Source organism: Thermacetogenium phaeum DSM 12270 (assembly GCF_000305935.1).
Taxonomy (GTDB): Bacteria; Bacillota; DSM-12270; order Thermacetogeniales; family Thermacetogeniaceae; genus Thermacetogenium; species Thermacetogenium phaeum.
In genome coordinates this window covers 285,401-303,078 of record NC_018870.1, presented here as the reverse complement: position 1 = coordinate 303,078, position 17,678 = coordinate 285,401, and the positions used below count along the sequence as shown (strand labels likewise).

Annotated in this window: 19 protein-coding genes; 8 read left to right on the top strand and 11 right to left on the bottom strand. The window is 49.3% G+C overall.

Annotated features, from left to right (window positions below; all coding sequences use genetic code 11):
* Positions 1-14 precede the first annotated feature (14 nt).
* On the bottom strand, positions 15-1,013 hold the full coding sequence (locus tag TPH_RS01520) for an Rpn family recombination-promoting nuclease/putative transposase (RefSeq protein ID WP_015049467.1): 999 nt from the start codon (positions 1,011-1,013) through the stop codon (positions 15-17).
* Between the two features lie 233 nt (positions 1,014-1,246).
* Here TPH_RS01520 and mntA (TPH_RS16375) point away from each other — a divergent pair, with 233 nt between their 5' ends.
* Both mntA (TPH_RS16375) and TPH_RS16675 read left to right on the top strand, forming a co-directional pair.
* Positions 1,247-1,540, top strand: a complete 294-nt coding sequence (mntA, locus tag TPH_RS16375; protein ID WP_148275946.1) for a type VII toxin-antitoxin system MntA family adenylyltransferase antitoxin — start codon at positions 1,247-1,249, stop codon at positions 1,538-1,540.
* Position 1,541: 1 nt separating this feature from the next.
* Complete coding sequence (locus TPH_RS16675; RefSeq protein ID WP_015049465.1) at positions 1,542-1,955, top strand: type II toxin-antitoxin system Phd/YefM family antitoxin; 414 nt, start codon at positions 1,542-1,544, stop codon at positions 1,953-1,955.
* 348 nt (positions 1,956-2,303) lie between these two features.
* Here the strand turns inward: TPH_RS16675 and TPH_RS01505 are convergent, their stop codons facing one another.
* Positions 2,304-2,723: a type II toxin-antitoxin system VapC family toxin gene (locus tag TPH_RS01505; RefSeq protein WP_015049464.1), complete on the bottom strand. Its 420-nt coding sequence runs from the start codon at positions 2,721-2,723 to the stop codon at positions 2,304-2,306.
* Positions 2,671-2,949, bottom strand: coding sequence for an AbrB/MazE/SpoVT family DNA-binding domain-containing protein (locus tag TPH_RS01500; RefSeq protein ID WP_015049463.1), 279 nt, complete (start codon positions 2,947-2,949; stop codon positions 2,671-2,673). Before TPH_RS01500 ends, TPH_RS01505 begins: the two co-directional genes overlap by 53 nt.
* A 653-nt stretch (positions 2,950-3,602) precedes the next feature.
* Between TPH_RS01500 and mntA (TPH_RS01495) the strand changes: the two genes are divergently transcribed.
* Positions 3,603-3,914 carry a type VII toxin-antitoxin system MntA family adenylyltransferase antitoxin gene (mntA, locus tag TPH_RS01495; RefSeq protein ID WP_015049462.1) on the top strand — a complete coding sequence of 104 codons (312 nt, stop codon included), beginning with the start codon at positions 3,603-3,605 and terminating at the stop codon, positions 3,912-3,914.
* 125 nt (positions 3,915-4,039) lie between these two features.
* Positions 4,040-4,399, top strand: coding sequence for a type VII toxin-antitoxin system HepT family RNase toxin (hepT, locus tag TPH_RS01490; protein WP_015049460.1), 360 nt, complete (start codon positions 4,040-4,042; stop codon positions 4,397-4,399).
* Positions 4,400-4,659: 260 nt separating this feature from the next.
* Here hepT and TPH_RS01485 read toward each other — a convergent pair whose 3' ends face one another.
* On the bottom strand, positions 4,660-6,324 hold the full coding sequence (locus TPH_RS01485; RefSeq protein WP_015049459.1) for a methyl-accepting chemotaxis protein: 1,665 nt from the start codon (positions 6,322-6,324) through the stop codon (positions 4,660-4,662).
* Positions 6,325-7,250: 926 nt separating this feature from the next.
* Here TPH_RS01485 and TPH_RS01480 point away from each other — a divergent pair.
* The 4 genes from TPH_RS01480 to TPH_RS01465 all read left to right on the top strand — a co-directional run bounded on the left by TPH_RS01480 (position 7,251) and on the right by TPH_RS01465 (position 8,771).
* Positions 7,251-7,529 (top strand): YlcI/YnfO family protein, encoded by a 279-nt coding sequence (locus TPH_RS01480; protein ID WP_015049458.1) that lies wholly within the window; start codon positions 7,251-7,253, stop codon positions 7,527-7,529.
* A complete protein-coding gene (locus TPH_RS01475; RefSeq protein ID WP_015049457.1) occupies positions 7,522-7,941 on the top strand; it encodes a type II toxin-antitoxin system VapC family toxin in 420 nt (139 codons plus the stop codon). Before TPH_RS01480 ends, TPH_RS01475 begins: the two co-directional genes overlap by 8 nt.
* A 93-nt stretch (positions 7,942-8,034) precedes the next feature.
* Positions 8,035-8,388, top strand: coding sequence for a type II toxin-antitoxin system VapC family toxin (locus TPH_RS01470; protein WP_236608844.1), 354 nt, complete (start codon positions 8,035-8,037; stop codon positions 8,386-8,388).
* Between the two features lie 65 nt (positions 8,389-8,453).
* Positions 8,454-8,771, top strand: a complete 318-nt coding sequence (locus TPH_RS01465; protein ID WP_028991175.1) for a hypothetical protein — start codon at positions 8,454-8,456, stop codon at positions 8,769-8,771.
* 607 nt (positions 8,772-9,378) lie between these two features.
* Here TPH_RS01465 and TPH_RS01455 read toward each other — a convergent pair.
* The 7 genes from TPH_RS01455 to TPH_RS01425 all read right to left on the bottom strand — a co-directional run bounded on the left by TPH_RS01455 (position 9,379) and on the right by TPH_RS01425 (position 17,678).
* The gene (locus tag TPH_RS01455) at positions 9,379-10,815 is read right to left on the bottom strand and encodes a HEPN domain-containing protein (RefSeq protein ID WP_015049452.1); all 1,437 of its coding nucleotides are present in this window, start codon (positions 10,813-10,815) and stop codon (positions 9,379-9,381) included.
* A 113-nt stretch (positions 10,816-10,928) separates the two neighbouring features.
* Positions 10,929-11,204 carry a hypothetical protein gene (locus TPH_RS01450; RefSeq protein ID WP_028991176.1) on the bottom strand — a complete coding sequence of 92 codons (276 nt, stop codon included), beginning with the start codon at positions 11,202-11,204 and terminating at the stop codon, positions 10,929-10,931.
* Between the two features lie 653 nt (positions 11,205-11,857).
* Positions 11,858-12,454: a hypothetical protein gene (locus TPH_RS01445; RefSeq protein WP_015049450.1), complete on the bottom strand. Its 597-nt coding sequence runs from the start codon at positions 12,452-12,454 to the stop codon at positions 11,858-11,860.
* A gap of 25 nt (positions 12,455-12,479) precedes the next feature.
* The gene (locus tag TPH_RS01440; protein WP_015049449.1) at positions 12,480-13,037 is read right to left on the bottom strand and encodes a hypothetical protein; all 558 of its coding nucleotides are present in this window, start codon (positions 13,035-13,037) and stop codon (positions 12,480-12,482) included.
* 1 nt (position 13,038) lies between these two features.
* Entirely contained in the window at positions 13,039-14,349 is a 1,311-nt protein-coding gene (locus TPH_RS01435; RefSeq protein ID WP_015049448.1) for an HD domain-containing protein, read from the bottom strand.
* 248 nt (positions 14,350-14,597) lie between these two features.
* The gene (locus TPH_RS01430; protein WP_015049447.1) at positions 14,598-15,725 is read right to left on the bottom strand and encodes a glycosyltransferase family 4 protein; all 1,128 of its coding nucleotides are present in this window, start codon (positions 15,723-15,725) and stop codon (positions 14,598-14,600) included.
* 21 nt (positions 15,726-15,746) lie between these two features.
* Positions 15,747-17,678, bottom strand: a complete 1,932-nt coding sequence (locus tag TPH_RS01425) for a hypothetical protein (protein ID WP_015049446.1) — start codon at positions 17,676-17,678, stop codon at positions 15,747-15,749.

Here is a 17,678-nt window from a genome sequence, read left to right as displayed (position 1 = left end):
ATCGAAAGATACACTTACTGAATGAACCTGCTCAGCTCCTCCCAGATGATGCTCCGGGCTTCTTCCAGGGAGCCGGCGGCAAACAGCCGGTCCAGCACCCGGTCCAGCGCATCCATGTCGGTCAGTTGCGGCACCTTTTCCTGTATGGCCGCAGAATCCGCTCCAAACCTGCAAGCCAGGTACCTGCATATGACCTCCTGCTTGGCTTTAATTTTACCTTCCACTAGGCCTTCCGCACGACCTTCCGCACGTCCTTCCGCAAGGCCTTCCGCACGGCCTTCCGCACGGCCCTTTTCATGCCAGCTGGTGGTTATTTGCATAATGGCATCAACCTCCTTTTTGTCCATTTTACCCAATTCCCGGTAAAGTTGTTCTTCTTCTTCGCGGTCCAGCTTCAGGTAGGTCTCGAAAAAGGCGGCCAGCAACTCCATCCGCGCCGGGTCCAGCTTCATCCGGGCCAGCATGCGCAGGAATTCCACCTTTACTCGAACCCTTTCTCCCGGCCTGAAGCCCATTTTGCTTAACAGCGCCGCTGCTACCGGATTATCACTATGAATGTACTCCCGCCAGTCAAGTTTCTTTAACTCCAGCTTGTAAAACCGGAAATTTAGAACATCCAGGAAGGGAAAGACAATCTCGAAGCTGTCCGGTTCATCCCGTACCCGGTCGTAGCCAAATACGGCCACCGGCAATATCTTCCGCCGGTGCTTCTCGTATAACCGGCTGAAGTAAACGAACATCCGCTCGTTAAAGTTCTTTTGTACGTACGATTGCGGTTCAATGTGTACCAGAATCAAACCCGGCTGGCCCTTAAGCCTGGTTTCCACCAGAATGTCCACTTCGTGTCTGTCACCGGCTGTAACGTCGGTGAAGATTTCTTGCTGGAGAAACCTGAGCTGTGTCAGGTCAATGGAACGAGCAGCTTCTGGAAAGAACAACTCCATGAACTCGGCGAAAAAGCTCTCCAAAAGTTCTTTGAATAAACGATCATGGTCAATTTGATTTTCTGTCATCTGACGGTTCTCCCGTTAAATTGTTGTAACGAACACACCCGGTCTTTTTAGTTTTCGTGACACTTTAAGTATACCAGGGTTTTTGCCGGCAAACAATTCTTCAAACCTGCTCCTGCTGCGGTAGAACCCCTATTCGTATAAGCAACCATCCTTTTGGCTATCCCGACCTCCACTGTGATCGGCAATAAACCTCCCGCTTTTTTACACGTGGCCGGTTCCGCCCAGAAAGCGACATCGACATTGCCGTTCTCTTTTCTCCAAACATAAAGGACAAACTAGAGCGTTTTGAAAGACGGCTAGAGCTGGAAATCGCCCTCCAAGAAAAGCTTCACAGACCTGTTCAGGTCATTGATTTGATGGAGGCACCACTCCTGCTCCAGCACCAGGTCCGGAAATACGGTAAACTGATTCTGGAGAAAGACCACAGGCAGCGTGTCTTCTTCGAGGTAAATTCCAGGAGGCGTTATTTCGACATGCAGCACTTCTACAGCCTCCGAAAAGCGATGATTCTCGGAAGGCTAGGTTAAAATGATTGATAAGGAAGTCCTGGAGGAAAAATTAAAACTTTTAACCGAGTATATAACGGTCACGACAACAGCAACACAGCTTACTGGAAAAACATCTAACAGCAACAAAATAAGGAGAAGTCCTCATCTTGCCTTAGTCCTTAGTCTAGTCTACAATGGGGTCGAGAGGTTGATAAAAATGTCCAGGAAAGTCAATATTCATGAAGCAAAGACACACTTTTCGAAACTTCTGGCCCGCGTCAAGGAAGGCGAGGAAATTATCATCGCTAAAGCAGGCAAACCTGTTGCTCGCCTCGTTCCAATAAAGGAGCAGCCTGAAAAGCATGTTCCTGGAAGCGCAAAAGGAAAGATTACCATTGCTCCTGATTTTGATGCACCACTTTCAGACTCTGTTCTGGAGTTGTTTGAGAAATGAGAGCACTGCTTGACACCCATACCTTCTTATGGTGGATTACTGACGATCCCCGGTTATCTCGGCGCGCCAGGGAAATTATCGGTGGAGCCCCCCCACTGTAGACCGCCGCCATGGTTTCACGATCAAATCCTGCTGGCAACATCCTATCATCAACCGGTTCCGGCTGGGTGACTACGTCAAATACCCTTCCAGCTAACTCCGCGATCCCTAGAGAATGCAACTGATGAATATAACGGAGGCGTTGGGAAAGGATAGGAGTCCAAAAGGTAGCGAGCCTTTGACGTTTCATGGAAGGAATTCCACGTGATAGTCCCCAAAACGATGTCTTGATGATGTGTTAATGGGGGGTTAGCGTTGTTTGGGTTTTTCCGGAAGCCAGTGAATCGGCACGACCCCTTGCACCTTTTTAAACTCGGGATCCCCCGTTACCACGGTTGCCCCGCCGCGCCGGGCGAGGGCGAGCGCGAAGCAGTCGGCGTAAGAAACGGCGTGTTTTGCCTTGATCTCCGCCGCCGCGAGGGCAAGGTCCCGGTCTGCGTCCACAACCGTAACCGGAAGGGCATCCAGCGCAGACAGAAGTTTGCGTCTCCCTACTGCCCCGGCCTTCCGCTGCGTGATGTAGGCAACCTCCCCAAGGTTAACGGCAGATAAGTTCAGGGATGCCTTCCCTGCAGCGGCCTCCCGGAGCAGTCCCTCCACCTGCGCTGCCCCCTCTTCATCCAGGAAGTACGCCAGCACCGCGTAGCTGTCCAGCACGTAGCTCTTCACGGGCAGCTTCCTCCTTCCTGGCCTCCAGCAACTCTTCTACCAAGGGAAACCCCTTGAGCATCCCCCGGAAAGCAGCAATCGGGTCCTCGGGGAGAGGTGTGATCACCAAACCATCCTCCCCTTCGGTAAGGAGTACTTTGCTTCCAGGACGAATCTTGAGCTTTGTGCGAAGCTCCTTCGGTATGACAACCCACCCTTTTTGTGATACAGTTGCAATATAAGACATACCTTCGAACCTCCCTGGATAACTTCTCAATCACAAGTATAACCTTACTGGGTTACAGTCGTCAAATGTTTTTCTGCACACACATGTGAATGAAAAAACCACATGGGCTTCATCCCCACGTGGTTTCTGCCTCCCGCCAAGGCACTTCATGCCAGGAAAAGCGCTTCTCTGAAGCTTTTCCACAACGTGACCTACATCTGTGTCACGTGGAGGTGAACACAAATCATCCGCGGCGCCGAGGCACTGGGTAGCAAGGTTTTATTTTGGTACATAGTGCTTTCAGATGAGAGCAAGTTCGTGCGGAAACAGTTCCCGAGTGCCCTTTTTAGCGTCCTTACATATGCACTCAGGCAGCGGAGAGCGAAGGCTAACACTTCAAGGGAGATAACACGGCAATTGCTCGAAGAGTTAAACTGGGGTGGGCGCGAAAAATCTTTTCCACTGCTTCCTCTGTGACCTAGGCGGCGCCGCAGCGTTTTTTATCCACAACAAGAGCAAAATGTAAAAACCTAGACCTTAGCCACCTCTTGCCTTGATTCCTTGAGGCAGGAATTTTCTGATTTCCTGAATGAAAACAAAAACAAGACACAACGAAGATTTTTGTGGTATAATTTCTCAAGAAATGTTGGGAGCAGCGAGCAGGAGGTTTCTTGATGGACTCACAAAAGACACAACAAAAAATACAAGAGGAAATCATTAACATAGTGTCTCAATACATTGTCCATCAACCCGACATCACCACTGCATACATCTTCGGATCACTGGCCCGTGGCCGGTTCCGCCCAGAAAGCGACATCGATATTGCCGTTCTCTTCTCTCCAAACATAAAGGACAAACTAGAGCGTTTTGAAAGACGGCTAGAGCTGGAAATCGCCCTCCAAGAAAAGCTTCACAGACCTGTTCAGGTCATTGATTTGATGGAGGCACCCCCCCCTGCTCCAGCACCAGGTCCGGAAATACGGTAAACTGATTCTGGAGAAAGACCACAGGCAGCGTGTCTTCTTCGAGGTAAATTCCAGGAGGCGTTATTTCGACATGCAGCACTTCTACAGCCTCCGAAAAGCGATGATTTTCGGAAGGCTAGGTTAAAATGATTGATAAGGAAGTCCTGGAGGAAAAATTAAAACTTTTAACCGAGTATATTTCTGATCTAGTAGAAGAACAAAAGAACATCTCGCTAGAAAAACTAAAAGAAAATAAAATTCACCGGCGCTATATCGAGCGGACACTTCACCTGGCTGTAGAAGCCTGCCTTGATATAGGTAATCACATCATAGCTGAACTCCAACTCCGCGAACCTGAAGACTACAAAGACATAATGGCCGTTCTCTGTGATGCAGGTTACCTTCCTCCCGGGTCTTGCTCAGGAAGAATGTATGTCTGTTTCCTAATCATCTGCCCTCTTTTTTCTTTAGAATTCTTTTCAGAAAAACCACCTGCCGTTCCTTAATATATCTCCCAAACCGCTATTAATTCTGATTCGCAAAAATTTCCACGTTAATTCCTTAAAACAACGTAATCCTGAATACGGATAAGAGCCCTTCTCTCCCCTACCCAGTGCTATTCTATTAGGATGAAAGTAAAACGGCAAGAAAAAAGTTTTCTCTGATTCCTGGCAGCAAACTCGGACTCTCAGGCCTGTGAGCACGATACCGCTTGAGAGCCCTCCGGTGATCCTGATTGGCGTAACAGTGAATAGCTCATTATTTTCTAGCCTTTGGCCGGCACCAGATTGGCTGCCAAAACTCCCACTACTTCCCCGCTTTCCTTTTTCACGGGTACGGATACTGTAATGGCCAGGCGGTTAGTAACCTGTGTTATGTACGGCTCAGTGGCAAATTTTTTGCCTTCCATACCTGCCTGAAACCAAGGGCGGAAAGCCCAATTGGCTACTTTAGCTGGCGGCCGACTATATATGGGCGCACCGTCAGGCAAAGTAGCAATAAGAGTCTGAATTTCGGGAGAACCTTCAAAAACTCGGTCCAATAAGGGCTTCATCTGGCTAGCATCCATTTTCTGCACCTCTGGCCTAGCTGCTAGCTCTTCCAATATGGTTTGGCCTTGCCGGATTAAGGCTTGACACGTAGTCTGGTCCCACCCGCCCCGGGTGTAGGCGGACGCCAACTCAAAGAAATTCTCCGCCATACGAGCTAGTTTTTTCGCGCTTTCCTCCATTTTACTCATGGCCTCCTGCTGCTCTCCGGTCGATACCGTAATTTCCTGAATACTAGCTGCGGTCTCCTCAGCCACTGCGGCCATCCGAGTCGCGTCCTCATTCACCGTCCGTACCTGCTCGGCTTGCTGGTGCGCCCGATTATTTATCTCTTGCATAGCCTTGACTGCCTGATCTATGGCCTCGGCTATGGCCTGGAAAGCAACCTTGGCTTTCTGTCCTCTTTCTATATTGCCTTTGACCAGTTCCACATTCTTCTTCACCTGGGAGGCTGTTTCCCGCGCCTGGGCCTGGATCTCTTCCGCCAGCTTGGTGATATTTTGCGCCGCTTGAGCTGACTGGTCTGCCAATTTGCGCACCTCATCAGCCACCACCGCGAAACCCCGACCTTGTTCACCGGCCCGCGCTGCCTCAATGGCTGCATTGAGGGAAAGCAGGTTAGTCTGCTCCGCGATGGCCGTAACCACCCGGACAAATTCGTTGATGCGAGACATTTTTTCTTCCAGATTGTGCATCTGTTGGGCTGCCCGCTCATTGGAACCAGCCGCTTCCTCAATCTCTTGAAGAAGTTGTTCTAAAAGGTTTCTTCCCTCCTGTTGCCTGAACTGGACTTGGGCAGCGATCTGGGAACCCGACTGGGCATGACAGGTAATTTCTTCCGCCAGGCCAGTCAAAACCACCATGCTTTCGGCTACCCGCTGGGCCGCACCAGCTTGCTCATCAGAACCCCCGGCTATTTCCTGCATAGCCGTGTTTGTCTCCCGGAGGCTGTTGTGACTAACCACGGTACCCTTAAAAAGGAGGTTCACAAAGCAATTCAACTCATCGGAACTGCGCTGCATGTGGCCTATAAGTCGGAAATAATTGTCCAAAATTGCCATAACCGGCTCCTTAAAGGCTACATGCAAATCCAAGCTGGAAAAGAACCGGTCAGCTTTTACCGGATCGCCTTCTCCTAAAATTTTCAAAAAATTCTCTAGGCCAGCCAGCGGTTGCAGCCATTTGCGCCAGAGAATTATGCTGCTCAGCAGGCTAAGCGCGATGGCTAAAACCACAGCGGCCAGGGCTGCAGAAAAAAAGTTCTCCAGGCGTACGCCCTGCCTAGCTGTAAGCAGAGCCCCAACAACGGTGGGCAGTAAAGTTAAAATCAGGAGGCAGCCAAAATATCCTATCAGTTGTAAGTAACGTTCACGCCACATCATGGTAAGTGTTCCCACCTCTCCCTGAATTAATCCTTCCGAAAATATTACTCAAACTGGGGCGCCGGCGTCGGCTCCTGATGGACTTACTACTTCCTCCCAGGCCTTTACCAGCGATGCCTGGCTACATCCTCCGCCAGTCCGCCCAGCTCGAGCCCGTGATAGGCCATAAGAACCAAGCTGTGTAATAATAAAGATTGGCCATTTCATAGAAAAATACCGCCTGGACACCCGTCCCCTTTAGACCTACTAACAGATGTCAAGAGGTATGTTTTTAGGTTTTTATTTAAGTATTCAGGGTTATAGGGTTGGTTCTTTGACAACACGGCAAAGATGATGCTGCAAAGCTTGGAAGCTAGAGCGGCCTGAGCCTGTTTGGGGTGCTTTCCTCTTTTGACCCCACCAACGGGATGAAATTTCGGTTACTAACTGTAATATCCTGCTATCTCTATACTACAAGGAGATGGAAGGAAAGGCGGCTATCCGCTACCTCCCCTCCTGAAATGTCCCTCGAACGCCAAGAGATCTAGGTGAGTACCCGGCAACCTCTACCTTCGCTCCCTGTGTGACCTTCTTCCCAGTTTTCGCATCGTGAAGGCTCAACCTGCCCTTCAGATGGCCTCCAAATCGGCTCTAACCGGTGCAACTGCCTCAGGTGAAAAACTGCTCATATGTGCCGCGTCCAAAGCGCGCTCTCGCCTTTGAGAATGCCCTCCTTTTTCTGATTTTTTCCTGGGGACTTTCCAGCCAGGAAACAGCTACAGCTTAATTATACCTTAAAATAAACGACAAATGCTCTCCCTAGGCAAAATGTTCACGACAACAGCAGCAACCACATCTGTTATTTTATATTTCAGGCCTATTGCATACTTCTCAGCAGGTGTTATACTTAGTGTAATACCACAATACAAAGCGAGGTGACTGCTTTCATGGTCAACCCCGGTAAGAACTCAAGAATAACGGCAGTAAGGTTGCCTCTCAATATTCTCAAAGAAATTGATGCCATAGCAGGCAAAGGAAACCGCTCAAAATTTATCCTCTCCGCCATTGAGAAAGAATTAAAAAGGCAAAAACGCCTGGCTTTCATTCAAAAAGAAGAGGGCTTCATTACTGGTAAACTAGTACCTGACAGAAGGCCGGAAGAAGGGGATGATACATTGGCTTTTATCAACCGGTTGCGCGAAAAGGATGTAAGGGCAGATGAGTAAAATACTCAAAAGAGCAATCTGTGGAGCCTTGCTTGATACCGACTTCTTAATCGATTTAAATCGTAGCAAGCGCAACCAGTGGCGGCAAAGGGCGGAAAAACTATTGCATGACATTAATTCGGAAGAACTGTTCATTTCTAGCGTTACAGTAATTGAATTTTTGACCGGGATTCCAGAAAATAAGCAAGCAGAGGCCCAAAACATGCTCGAGGAACTATACTATTATGCCACACCAACTTATAAAGAGGCTGCTTTAGCCGGGAGATTCCGTCGAGACTGGCTGGCCAAAGGCTACACATTGTCTGTAGCAGATGTGGTCAACGCTGCCATCGCTATATCCCGGAACCTGACCCTCGTTACGCGAAATCTTGCTCATTATCCGTTCGACCAATTAACAATTCTGAGCTGGTGAGCCAGCAAATTTGCTTATAGAATTCGGTAGGCCTTCTGCCAGTAAAAATACTGCTTGAAAAAGGAATGAGACTTTGTGTATTATTACCTTCTTATGGTGGATTACCGACGATCCCCGGTTATCTCGCGCGCCAGGGAAATTATCAGCAGAGGCGAAAACAAATTGTTTTTTAGTGCTGCGAGTGCCTGGGAGGTGGCTATAAAGGCTGCTCTGGGGAAATTGACTTTACCAGGGAATTTGAAATCCTTCATTATCGAACAACTGGCCGTGAATGGAATCGACCCTTTACCTGTCGGACTGACCCATGTCCTGCATGTGTCTACACTACCGGCTCTTCATCGTGATCCCTTTGACCAGCTTCTCATTGCCCAGGCCCAGTTAGAAAACCTCCCGATCCTCACCACGGATCCTCAAATCAGACGCTACGATGTGGAAGTCATCTGGTAACTCGGTCCATACCCATGTTCAACCGAGCTGAACGTTAGGGTGGTATTCTGGGGGTGTGATTGTCCGTGAGTGAACGTTTTTCCACCCATCTCCTGGACGCTGTCCTAGAAAAGAAACGGAAAGAACGGGAAGAAACTCGAAAAAAGTTTATTGAGCGAACCTTCGCAGCATTGGAGCGACTGGCACAAACCATCAACCTTAGATCCTTCAGGCACTTTTTCCGCTGGGCCTATGCCTCTGAACTCGATGAACGAAAACTGCGGCTAGTACTAGAGGATGCCCTGATGTTAAAAGACAAACACCGTCAGGACATTGTGTTCATTCGGAAACTGAAAAGCTCGGTGAACAAGGAAGATCCTGAGTATCAAGAACAATCCACTTGAAGCACACCCAGTCTGCAGTATTCGGTGTACCTTCTGCAGGCGACATTAGAGAAGAACCCCGTGAAGGAGGAAAGCCAACACATCAGGAGATTACTGAACAGGGTGGAGAAGCGGTTTTTTGAATATTGAAGTCCCTGAGAGAGAGGAGGTGTTACCATGGCAGTCACCGTATCTGTCTTCTGGCCCGGAATAATCGCTTTTCTAATTCTGTTAGGCTTATTTCTAACAGGCCTAGTGTTCTATGCTCGTTCCAAACAGTCTCGCTCGCCATTGCTCTGGATAGTGGATATTGTGGTATGTGTTGTGGTCGCTTACGTAATTGCGACATTTGTAGTAACTCCGTTATTGATTCGTTAGATGCTACCGAGCCTTTGCATCTAATATAAATCCAAAATAAATGAATGGTTTTAAATTTTGCTCAGCGTAAGGCTGCTACAACGTCTTTGCCGGAAACCCTAGGAAGGCGCGTCATAATGAAACCTTGCGCACCTTGCGGAAGAGCACCCGCAATTCAAGGTCCCTGACGCGCATAGCGCCGAATGTCTCCAGCAACCGCATACCTATGCCCAAGGAATGTTCTTGGGCGAAAAAACAGACAGCAAGCTTCTTATGCTTTTTCTCGTGCCGGTCCAAGGGCAAGCTCGTTCCAGGCTGTCCTAAAGGCTATTTCTAACAAGTCCGCGCACTCCTCAGGAACGCTGATTTTCAACTTTTCTTTTATTACCCGAGCCAACTTTTCTTCATCTGCCCCCTCGTGAAAAAGAAGAGAACGCACCTTTTCGTAAGCATCTCTTATGAAATTTCGCCACCGACGCCGCTCCCTGTCATCTTGGTGCAGCAACTCAGAGCACCTGGCAGCAATTTTTTGTCCCTTGCCCCGATCCGCTTTTATGCCCCCAAGGCAAAGCACCTCCAGGGCAACAAACAGCTTCATCATCCTGTCGCCGAGGTTGTCACAGAAGATGCTTTCAGCAAACCAGCGAAGGGCGCGCCGGTAGCGGACTTTCTCGGGTTCCGGTGCCCTTTCCACAAATGAAAACATCCGAGAGACCCAATCTTCCCAACCTGCAGGCGGTAGGAACCACTCGCGGCCGAAATGGATCTTCCCTAGAGGCCAGGCGTAGTCCGGCGAGAACGGGTTCCCAAAGGGATTTGCCGCCCAATCAACAGTGTAATAAATAAGCACAGGGCAGGAAATCGCGTACCAGCGCCCAAACTCGCCCACACTGGTCGCCGCCTGAAGCAGGGAAACCAGGTCTTTTAGCTCCTTCTCCGGTAAAAACTCAGGCCGCACCACGTTCCATCCTGCCGCAAGGCCGCTGAAAGGAACCTCGCAATCTTCAAGAACAAGAGCAAAGCTCAAACAAGGTGGAGCTTCCCCACTGTAGACCATAGTGGCCGGAAGACTGAAGTATTGCCGGAAATACTGAACACGCGCTACCTCGCTTTCACTCAGCCTCCGCAGCCGCCACCGACCCAGCCTGAATTCAGGGAGTTCCCCGGAACCAGAGAGCCCCACGAGCGGCGCAACCATCCGGAAATTGAAACTCCTTTTCTCCCTGACAGCCTCACTTTGAGCCAGAATCTCGCCTAGAGCCTCCGGCAGTAAAGCTGGCGTTCCTGTCTGGTTCAGATAACGCCAGGCAATGGAGAGGAGGTACTCCTTAGGAAACGCCAAATTGCCCGCCTCCCCCCTTTCTGCAGGAGGGAACACCTCGTTGAACCTCTCCTCAGTGAGCAAAAGCCTGCAAAACTCCGCGTATTCCGGGCTGCTTTCCAAGTTCTCAAGGGCAAGAGGGAGCAGGAAAGCATAAGAGCGCGCTCCTGGAGGCGTTTTCTGGAAGTTGTCTCCTTCGCAAAGCTGCATAAGAAAAAGAAGCTCTTGCGGCACCTGCCTGCCCTCGCGTGCAAAGCTTTGCACCAACCTGAGTACTTCACCTATCAGCGAACAGATTAAGTCAAAAAAGCTTCCTGCCGCGGTAGAACCCCCATTCGTAAAAGCAACCATCCTTTTGGCTATCCCGACCTCCACTGCGATCGGCAATAAACCTCCCGCTTTTTTTACAGCCTGACCTAAGAACCCCCACCTAAAGCAACGGGTCTCATAAATTTCGTGTGCGGAATCTGTTGGAACACACTGCCCTTTTGTAACATTGGTTACACGCGAGGCAGCCTATAAAGAATTTTCCGATGCATGTATATGGTTTTACCTTTATAAATCCTCTCTGCAGCTTCATGCACTAAATCAGACCAGAGGACTTCAAAAGCATACGTACCGAGTTTATACTTTTCTAACAGTACATCCAACATGAAGTTGTAAACGGTGTTTTCTGCAAGCAAGTATCCTGCTTCCAAAAAGCCCATTTCTCTGATGGTTTTACTGTCTCGGAGAAAATCAAAAAAGTCTTCCCTCCTCTCTCGGGATCTTGCCAAGATATTTTTCTTCTACTTGGGCAGCCACCCAGTTAACAACCTCACCTACACTATGCTAGCATCCGCCGTAGCCAAAGAAGCCTTCAATCGCCTCCATCAGCATCACCAGCAATTAAATGAGGCCCATGGCCTCCTCCAAATCCTTAATATTGGTCCTCATTAAGGAAGTCTAACCTCCCATCTAAATTGTGATAAAAACTGGTTTGTATATTGTAAGAGATCAGGGGGTATTACTTCTATCCTATTTATATTTAAGAGAAAGTGGCCAATGCCATTCCAACGTGAGCCATGAAACACACCAGGCGGTTGCCACTTTATGGAATCAAGCTGGTTTGTTCTCAAAACAGATGACGAGATAAAGTCCCTGCACATTTCCCCCTGGTCTGCTCTTAGTAAGAATATCTAACATAAAGTGGTACTGCTCGTGGAATATGAGGTGATGCAGGTAACTGCTGAGGGCCAGCTGACCATATCCGCAGCTATAAGAAAAAAGCTAAATGGTTAAAGCATCGAGAGCTAGAAAATAATGGTGGACTTAATTCCAGTTCCCTGATTTGGTTGCTTCGTAAGCCCTCAAATTTAATCTCCTTAAAAAGCAGTTGGCTGGCAACCTAAATTAACCACTAATTGCAGGCTCCATCGAAGGGGCGATTTCATTTTGCGTTAAGCACCTGATTACAGGTATGGATTATACGATCAACCGGTGCTGGTTGTATCTTTCTTCGTACACAGGTTGTTGCTTCGCCGTCAATAAGATTCCAATAGGTATAAAGCTCCACAGGTGAGACGGATAATTTTTGAATACTAAGCTGCTCGCTGAGGGTACGGAAAACCCCAAGCTCAGCTGTCATATTACCGGAGGCACCAAAAGTGAGAAAGATAAGCTCGCTCTGTTGGTGATACCAAAGCAACGGACTAGATATAAATAGTCCACTTTTACGACCTAACTGCAATAGTTGCGGTGAGACCTCGATTTCATAATCGAGATAACGTAATGACCTCAAAGGATCTTGGAACCTGCTTGCCGCTAAGTCCTTAAGGTTTTTCAAAAAGCACAATGTTAGTCTTCTCGCGTATAAGCTGTCTTGATACTCTGATATAGGTTGCAAATTGTTTCTTTGGTATATCTCTTGTAACACATTTATACAATCTTTGACTGCCAAAGCAAACGCCAAGCCCTGTCGATCCGTCGAAGCACGAGGATAGCCAAAATGCGCTTGATAAAACTTATAGAGAGAATGGACTCGCATAGCCTTTTATCGCCTCCAGACCTGCTCAGCGCCGCTCAATGTATCCGAGACTTTCAAGCTCATCCACGGCCTGATTGATTTCATCATAAGAAAAGTGCGGCTTGATGCTTTTTATTTCCTGAACAAAATCATCTCTCCCGATTTCCCTGGAGCCGGCAACCGCATCGCGGTCAACAAAAATAATAGTAGAGCGCAGTTCAAGATCCCTGACGCGCATGGCTCCAAATGTTTCCAACAGCTCATCAATCTGTGGTTGATAATCGGTCAAAAAGTCACGCCCTTTATCCTTAATAAGTTCAGCATTAGATGAGAGAGAAATCGTATACCCCACCGATCCCTCTTCCATAGACACTGCCACGCCGCCTATGCAGCTTACATAATCCAAGTCGTCCATTAAATCGCTACAAAAAGGGCCGTACATATAGAGGCTGAAATGGTACCCAACCGGGATTTGATATATCGTTTGGAGTAAGTAAATCAACTTTTGCAGAGCAGTTTTACCGAACCGCTGTCCTTTTTCCTGCATCTTTTCTGCCAGGTAAACAATCAAAGCATACCGATGCCAAGGAATATTCAATTTCACATCAGTCACCCCCAACAGGATTAAGCACTTTTCTCACTCTTTTTTCAGCTTCTCTTTTTCTCTCCCAGGGGACATAAACCCTTTTTTGTTTGATCGGTTTCAAGCCATGAACAACGCTCGAAATTGCAGAGAGAAGTTTCGTTTTCCTGGCGTTCTTTTTGCTTTTTTCCGGCAAAACATAAATATCCTCTCTGCCGAATTTGTACCAGCTGTTTTCTGCTTCATCGACAAAACAGACCAATTCACCCAATTCACTACAGATTTCCTCTAAAAGACTTAAATCTTCAACAGTTGGAACCTCAGTTGTTTGGAAAACAGACCGGTGATGTTTTCGCTTTCTGATAAGCTCTGCATGTGGGCCACCCAAACCGGATTGAAGCAGGCCATACACTCGCCAATCATCCCACTTAAGATAGCATGTTACATTATCCACAGAAGTAGGGGGTGGAAATATGCCCTCTTGAGCATCTGAACCTTCTGCGTTTGATTTCAACAAATCCTTCATTAACTGGACCAGATGATAATCATAAGCCCGCCTTGTATGCTGAAAGTATACCTGCGTAAACATCATATAGCGCGCCAAAATCAAACCCTCAGCGGCATGCCATCCACCCTCTTCGACGCCTAATACCGGTTCACCATTTTCGTCAAAGGCAACCGTCAAAGTCACCAAAAGCCGTTTTAAATCATATTTTCCGTACTCAACCCCGATATGATGTGAATCACGCAAAAGATAATCGGCCCTATCGGCATCCAGCTGGCCTGTGATCAAGCTGCGCCAGAGCAAACTGCGACCCGTTGAAGGCTTGCCAGCGAGGAAATCCGCTATGTCATCGGCTTTTATGTGATAATTTTGATTTAAAGGATGATTTTCAATGACATCCTTAAAGAGATATCTGATCACCGCTTCCGAATATGCTTCATGTTTATAAGCCTTCCCTGTTGCAGGGTTTATTGGCATTAACTCCTCACCAGCATGGGAAAAGGGGGGATGCCCTATATCATGCAAAAGCCCTGCCAATCTCACCAATACCCTGTCGCGCTGAAAGCCTGCCTCGGTGAAATTTAATTCTGATTTCAAAAACTCAGCATTTTTATTTACAATGGAATCAAACATCTGTGTTGCTATATGCATTACCCCAAGTGAGTGTTCGAACCTGCTGTGGGTGGCTCCAGGATAAACCATATCAGTCCAGGCCAGTTGTTTGATGCGGCGCAACCTCTGAAAAGCCCAATGATCGATGATCTCCCTTTCCCACTCATTGACGGCAATAAAGCCGAGTATAGGGTCCCGGATTTCATAATACTTCATAGATACCACCTTATCACCATGCTAAAGGCTAAAGGACGTCCCGTCCAGGCCGGGACGCAGCTAGCTCTCTCTTCAACTTTTATCTTCGGCACTGATCCCTGCCAGGCTTTCCAGGTAAGCTTGCAAATCCTTTAACGGTAGCACCCCGCTGCTGTGTTCTGGTCACCTCTTGTTGAAGCGCTATCAGACCCGTCCAACCACACCGGGAAACTGCATCCCCTCTTCCTCAACCCTAAACTCGCTTTGTTTCATCTCAAATAGCGGCCGTAAACTTCGGCCATTTCGGCTAGGACTCTTTCCAGGGAATACTCCCGGATCTTCTCCCGCCCGGCGGCGCCCATGGAGGTACGCAGCTCCGGGTCACGCGCCAGCCTTTCCAGTGCCGCCGCCAGCCCCGCCGCGTCGCCCAGCCGAACCAAAAACCCGGTGCGACCGTCCTCCACCAGATCCCTGCTACCGCGCACATCGGTGACCACCACCGGCTTGCCGGCGGCCATGGCCTCCATGACGCAGCGGGGAAGACCCTCATGTTTTGAAGTAAGAGTGATGATGTTGCTTTCGCGAAGTATCTCCGGCACGTTACGGCGAAAGCCGAGAAAGTGCACCCGGGGAATCTGCTCCCGTTTGACCTTCTCCTCAAGGTGGCTTTTCAGCTTCCCCGTCCCCACCAGCAAAAGGTGGCAGCGGAAACAACCGGCAGCCACGCCTTTCCACGCTTCCAAGAGAAAATCATGATTCTTTCTAGGAATCATCTCCGCCACGCAGCTGACCACCACATCAGACGCCTCAATGCCGAGCTCCCGGCGGATTCCGTACGCAGCAGGCGGCGCCTCGAAGGACCTCAAGTCTACACCCACCCCGTGCACGTAAAAAAGGTTCTTATCCGGCTCAAAACCCATGCGGCGGGCGTTTTCGTAATCCTCCCCGTTCATGACGATAAGGCCGTCCGTCCAAACGGCAGCAAGGCGCTCCGCAGTATAGTAGATCAGCCAGTTCTTCCAAGGAGCGCCCTTATAAAAGTGGAAGCCGTGGGCGGTGTAGAGCACCGGCCCCTGCCCCGTCTTTTTCGCCAGATACCTCCCCAGAAAAGCTGCCACCGGGGTGTGGACGTGGATCAGGTCAAAACGATGCTCCCGTAATAAAGCCTTCAAACACCGGTAGGCATCCAGATTGGCCGGGCTGTAAGGGGAACGGGCAAATGGAATCTCCCAGCATATCACCCCTGCCTCCTCCACCCGCTCCTTATGCCCCTCTGCGGAAGAGGCCGCGGCGTGGACCTCACACCCCCACCCCTGCAGCATCTTCATAAAGGGCACGTGGAAGGCAGCCAGATGGGTGTAGACGGTGGCAAGAAAGAGGACTCTTCTTTGCGTCATCAATTTAACTGCTCCTCTCCCTCAATACTTCGACCCGATCTTGCTCCTGACCTTGCTGAGCCTGACGGCAGCCGGAGAGACCCCTCCCAGGGCGGCAAAGACCCTGTCTTCAAGAGCAGCAAAGACGGCTGCGTCAACGGTCTCTTTGATCTTATCGCCGAAGAGGGCATTTATCGCCATGCCGAAAAATGAGAGCACGGGCTCACCAAACGCCCCCAGGGGGATTGGCACCTTATCCAGCACTAAACCAACGATATCGATTACATCTATCACACGATCTGCAGCCTTACCGATCATCGATCTTCTCCACTTTAAAACCTCACGGTTTAAGCGGTCTACCTCTTCTTTTACTTTTTGGGGGTCGCCCTGCGCCCGATAAATGACGTCGAAAACGACCCGCCGCACCCTCTCCGCCTCTGAGGAATTGAGAACATCGAGGTATTCCTCCAGCGGCACGTGCTCCGGCCTCACCACGTGAAGGCCTTTGATCACTTCGTCGAATTGATTTACTGACACAGCCGAAACCTGCCGGCGGGGTCCGGCCTGCAAGTGGGCGACCATATTCAGTATCTTTTCGTTGATTACCAGAGCCGGAGAATAGACCGCACCCAAAGCACGAGCGGCAGTCAGATTCACAGCATGGCCGTGCGTTTCGATCATGACGGTATCAAGAACCTCTTTATCCACAGTTTGCGCAAAATCATCGAGAAACGAAGCGACCAATCCACCTGCCGTCAAAGTCCCCGCCGCCACACGACCCACATCAAGAAACCACTGCTCGCCACGCTCTGCCACCAACAGGTGGTTTTCGAAAACCTGCTTTAAGCTCCTCAGCACCAATGCTCCGAAATCGTCATCACCAAAATCGTGCATTTGATAATTCAGCAAATGGTAGATCTCAGCAGCAGCCCCAGGATTGCGGCGTATGGTCTTCCAAAAAGGAAACTGCCGTGCCATGGTTAAAACCGTCAGGCCGTCGAGCTGCCGCGGCAGAACGGCTCTCCCCTTTGAAGCCTCAATCAGTTCGATTACAGTATTCAGCGAATACTGATGGAGAGGGGCATGAAAAACAGGTATTATCCTTCCCGCATTGACCAGTCGAATAAAGGTTTTATCCTTAATCGAAAAGGGTAGAGTCGCCGCCCTTGAACCGGAAAAACGCTCCCCATCCTGTGGTAGGTAAAGGTAAACGGAGGAGAAGATCGTCAGCAGCGCTTCCAGAACGCCTTCTGATGCCCCTAGATCTACCAGCGCCGCTCCCTTCTTCACAAACCTGCAGCCGAGCTCCTTTTCGGGATCGGCTTCACCGTCAATCAGCTTTGGCAGCAGGTCGCAATACCTTTCCTCATCGTTCTTTGCCAGTTTCAGCAGACTGCCGTCACCGTATCTCTGGGGATCGAACCTAAAATCTATGAAAAATGGAGTTGGAGAGCGATTTGCCCCGGCAGATGCTGAGTAATCCCTGTAATCGCATATCTCATACTTGACCGCATTTCCGTAAATTATTTTCAAAAGCTGCTCTGCTTTCTCCAGCATATCCGCCGAAGCAGACCCATCCTCACCGCCGACATAGACGGCAATTTCTCCACCTCTGACGGTTACAGCTTCCGCAAAAATGCAGCCGTCGAGTGCTCTCTTCAGCAAATACTCCAAATCCGACTTCGTGGGCGGAGTGAAAACAGCGGCCCTTTTAATTTCTTCAGGGAGAGCCGCCGGCGGCACGGCATCACCGGGGCCATCTCTATAAGGCTTAACGGCGACGAGAGATGTCACCGGCCTTATTTCTTCTGCCACCCTTTCGGCTATCTCGAGCACCTCCGGCAAAATTTCGCCGTTTTTATCCCCGATAAAAACCGTGATCGAATAAGGTTTTTCGCCAACGGAATTAATTTTCGCAATTCCAGGCACACGAAAAAGAAGAGCCCGCTCCAGATAATACCGCTCAATTAACAC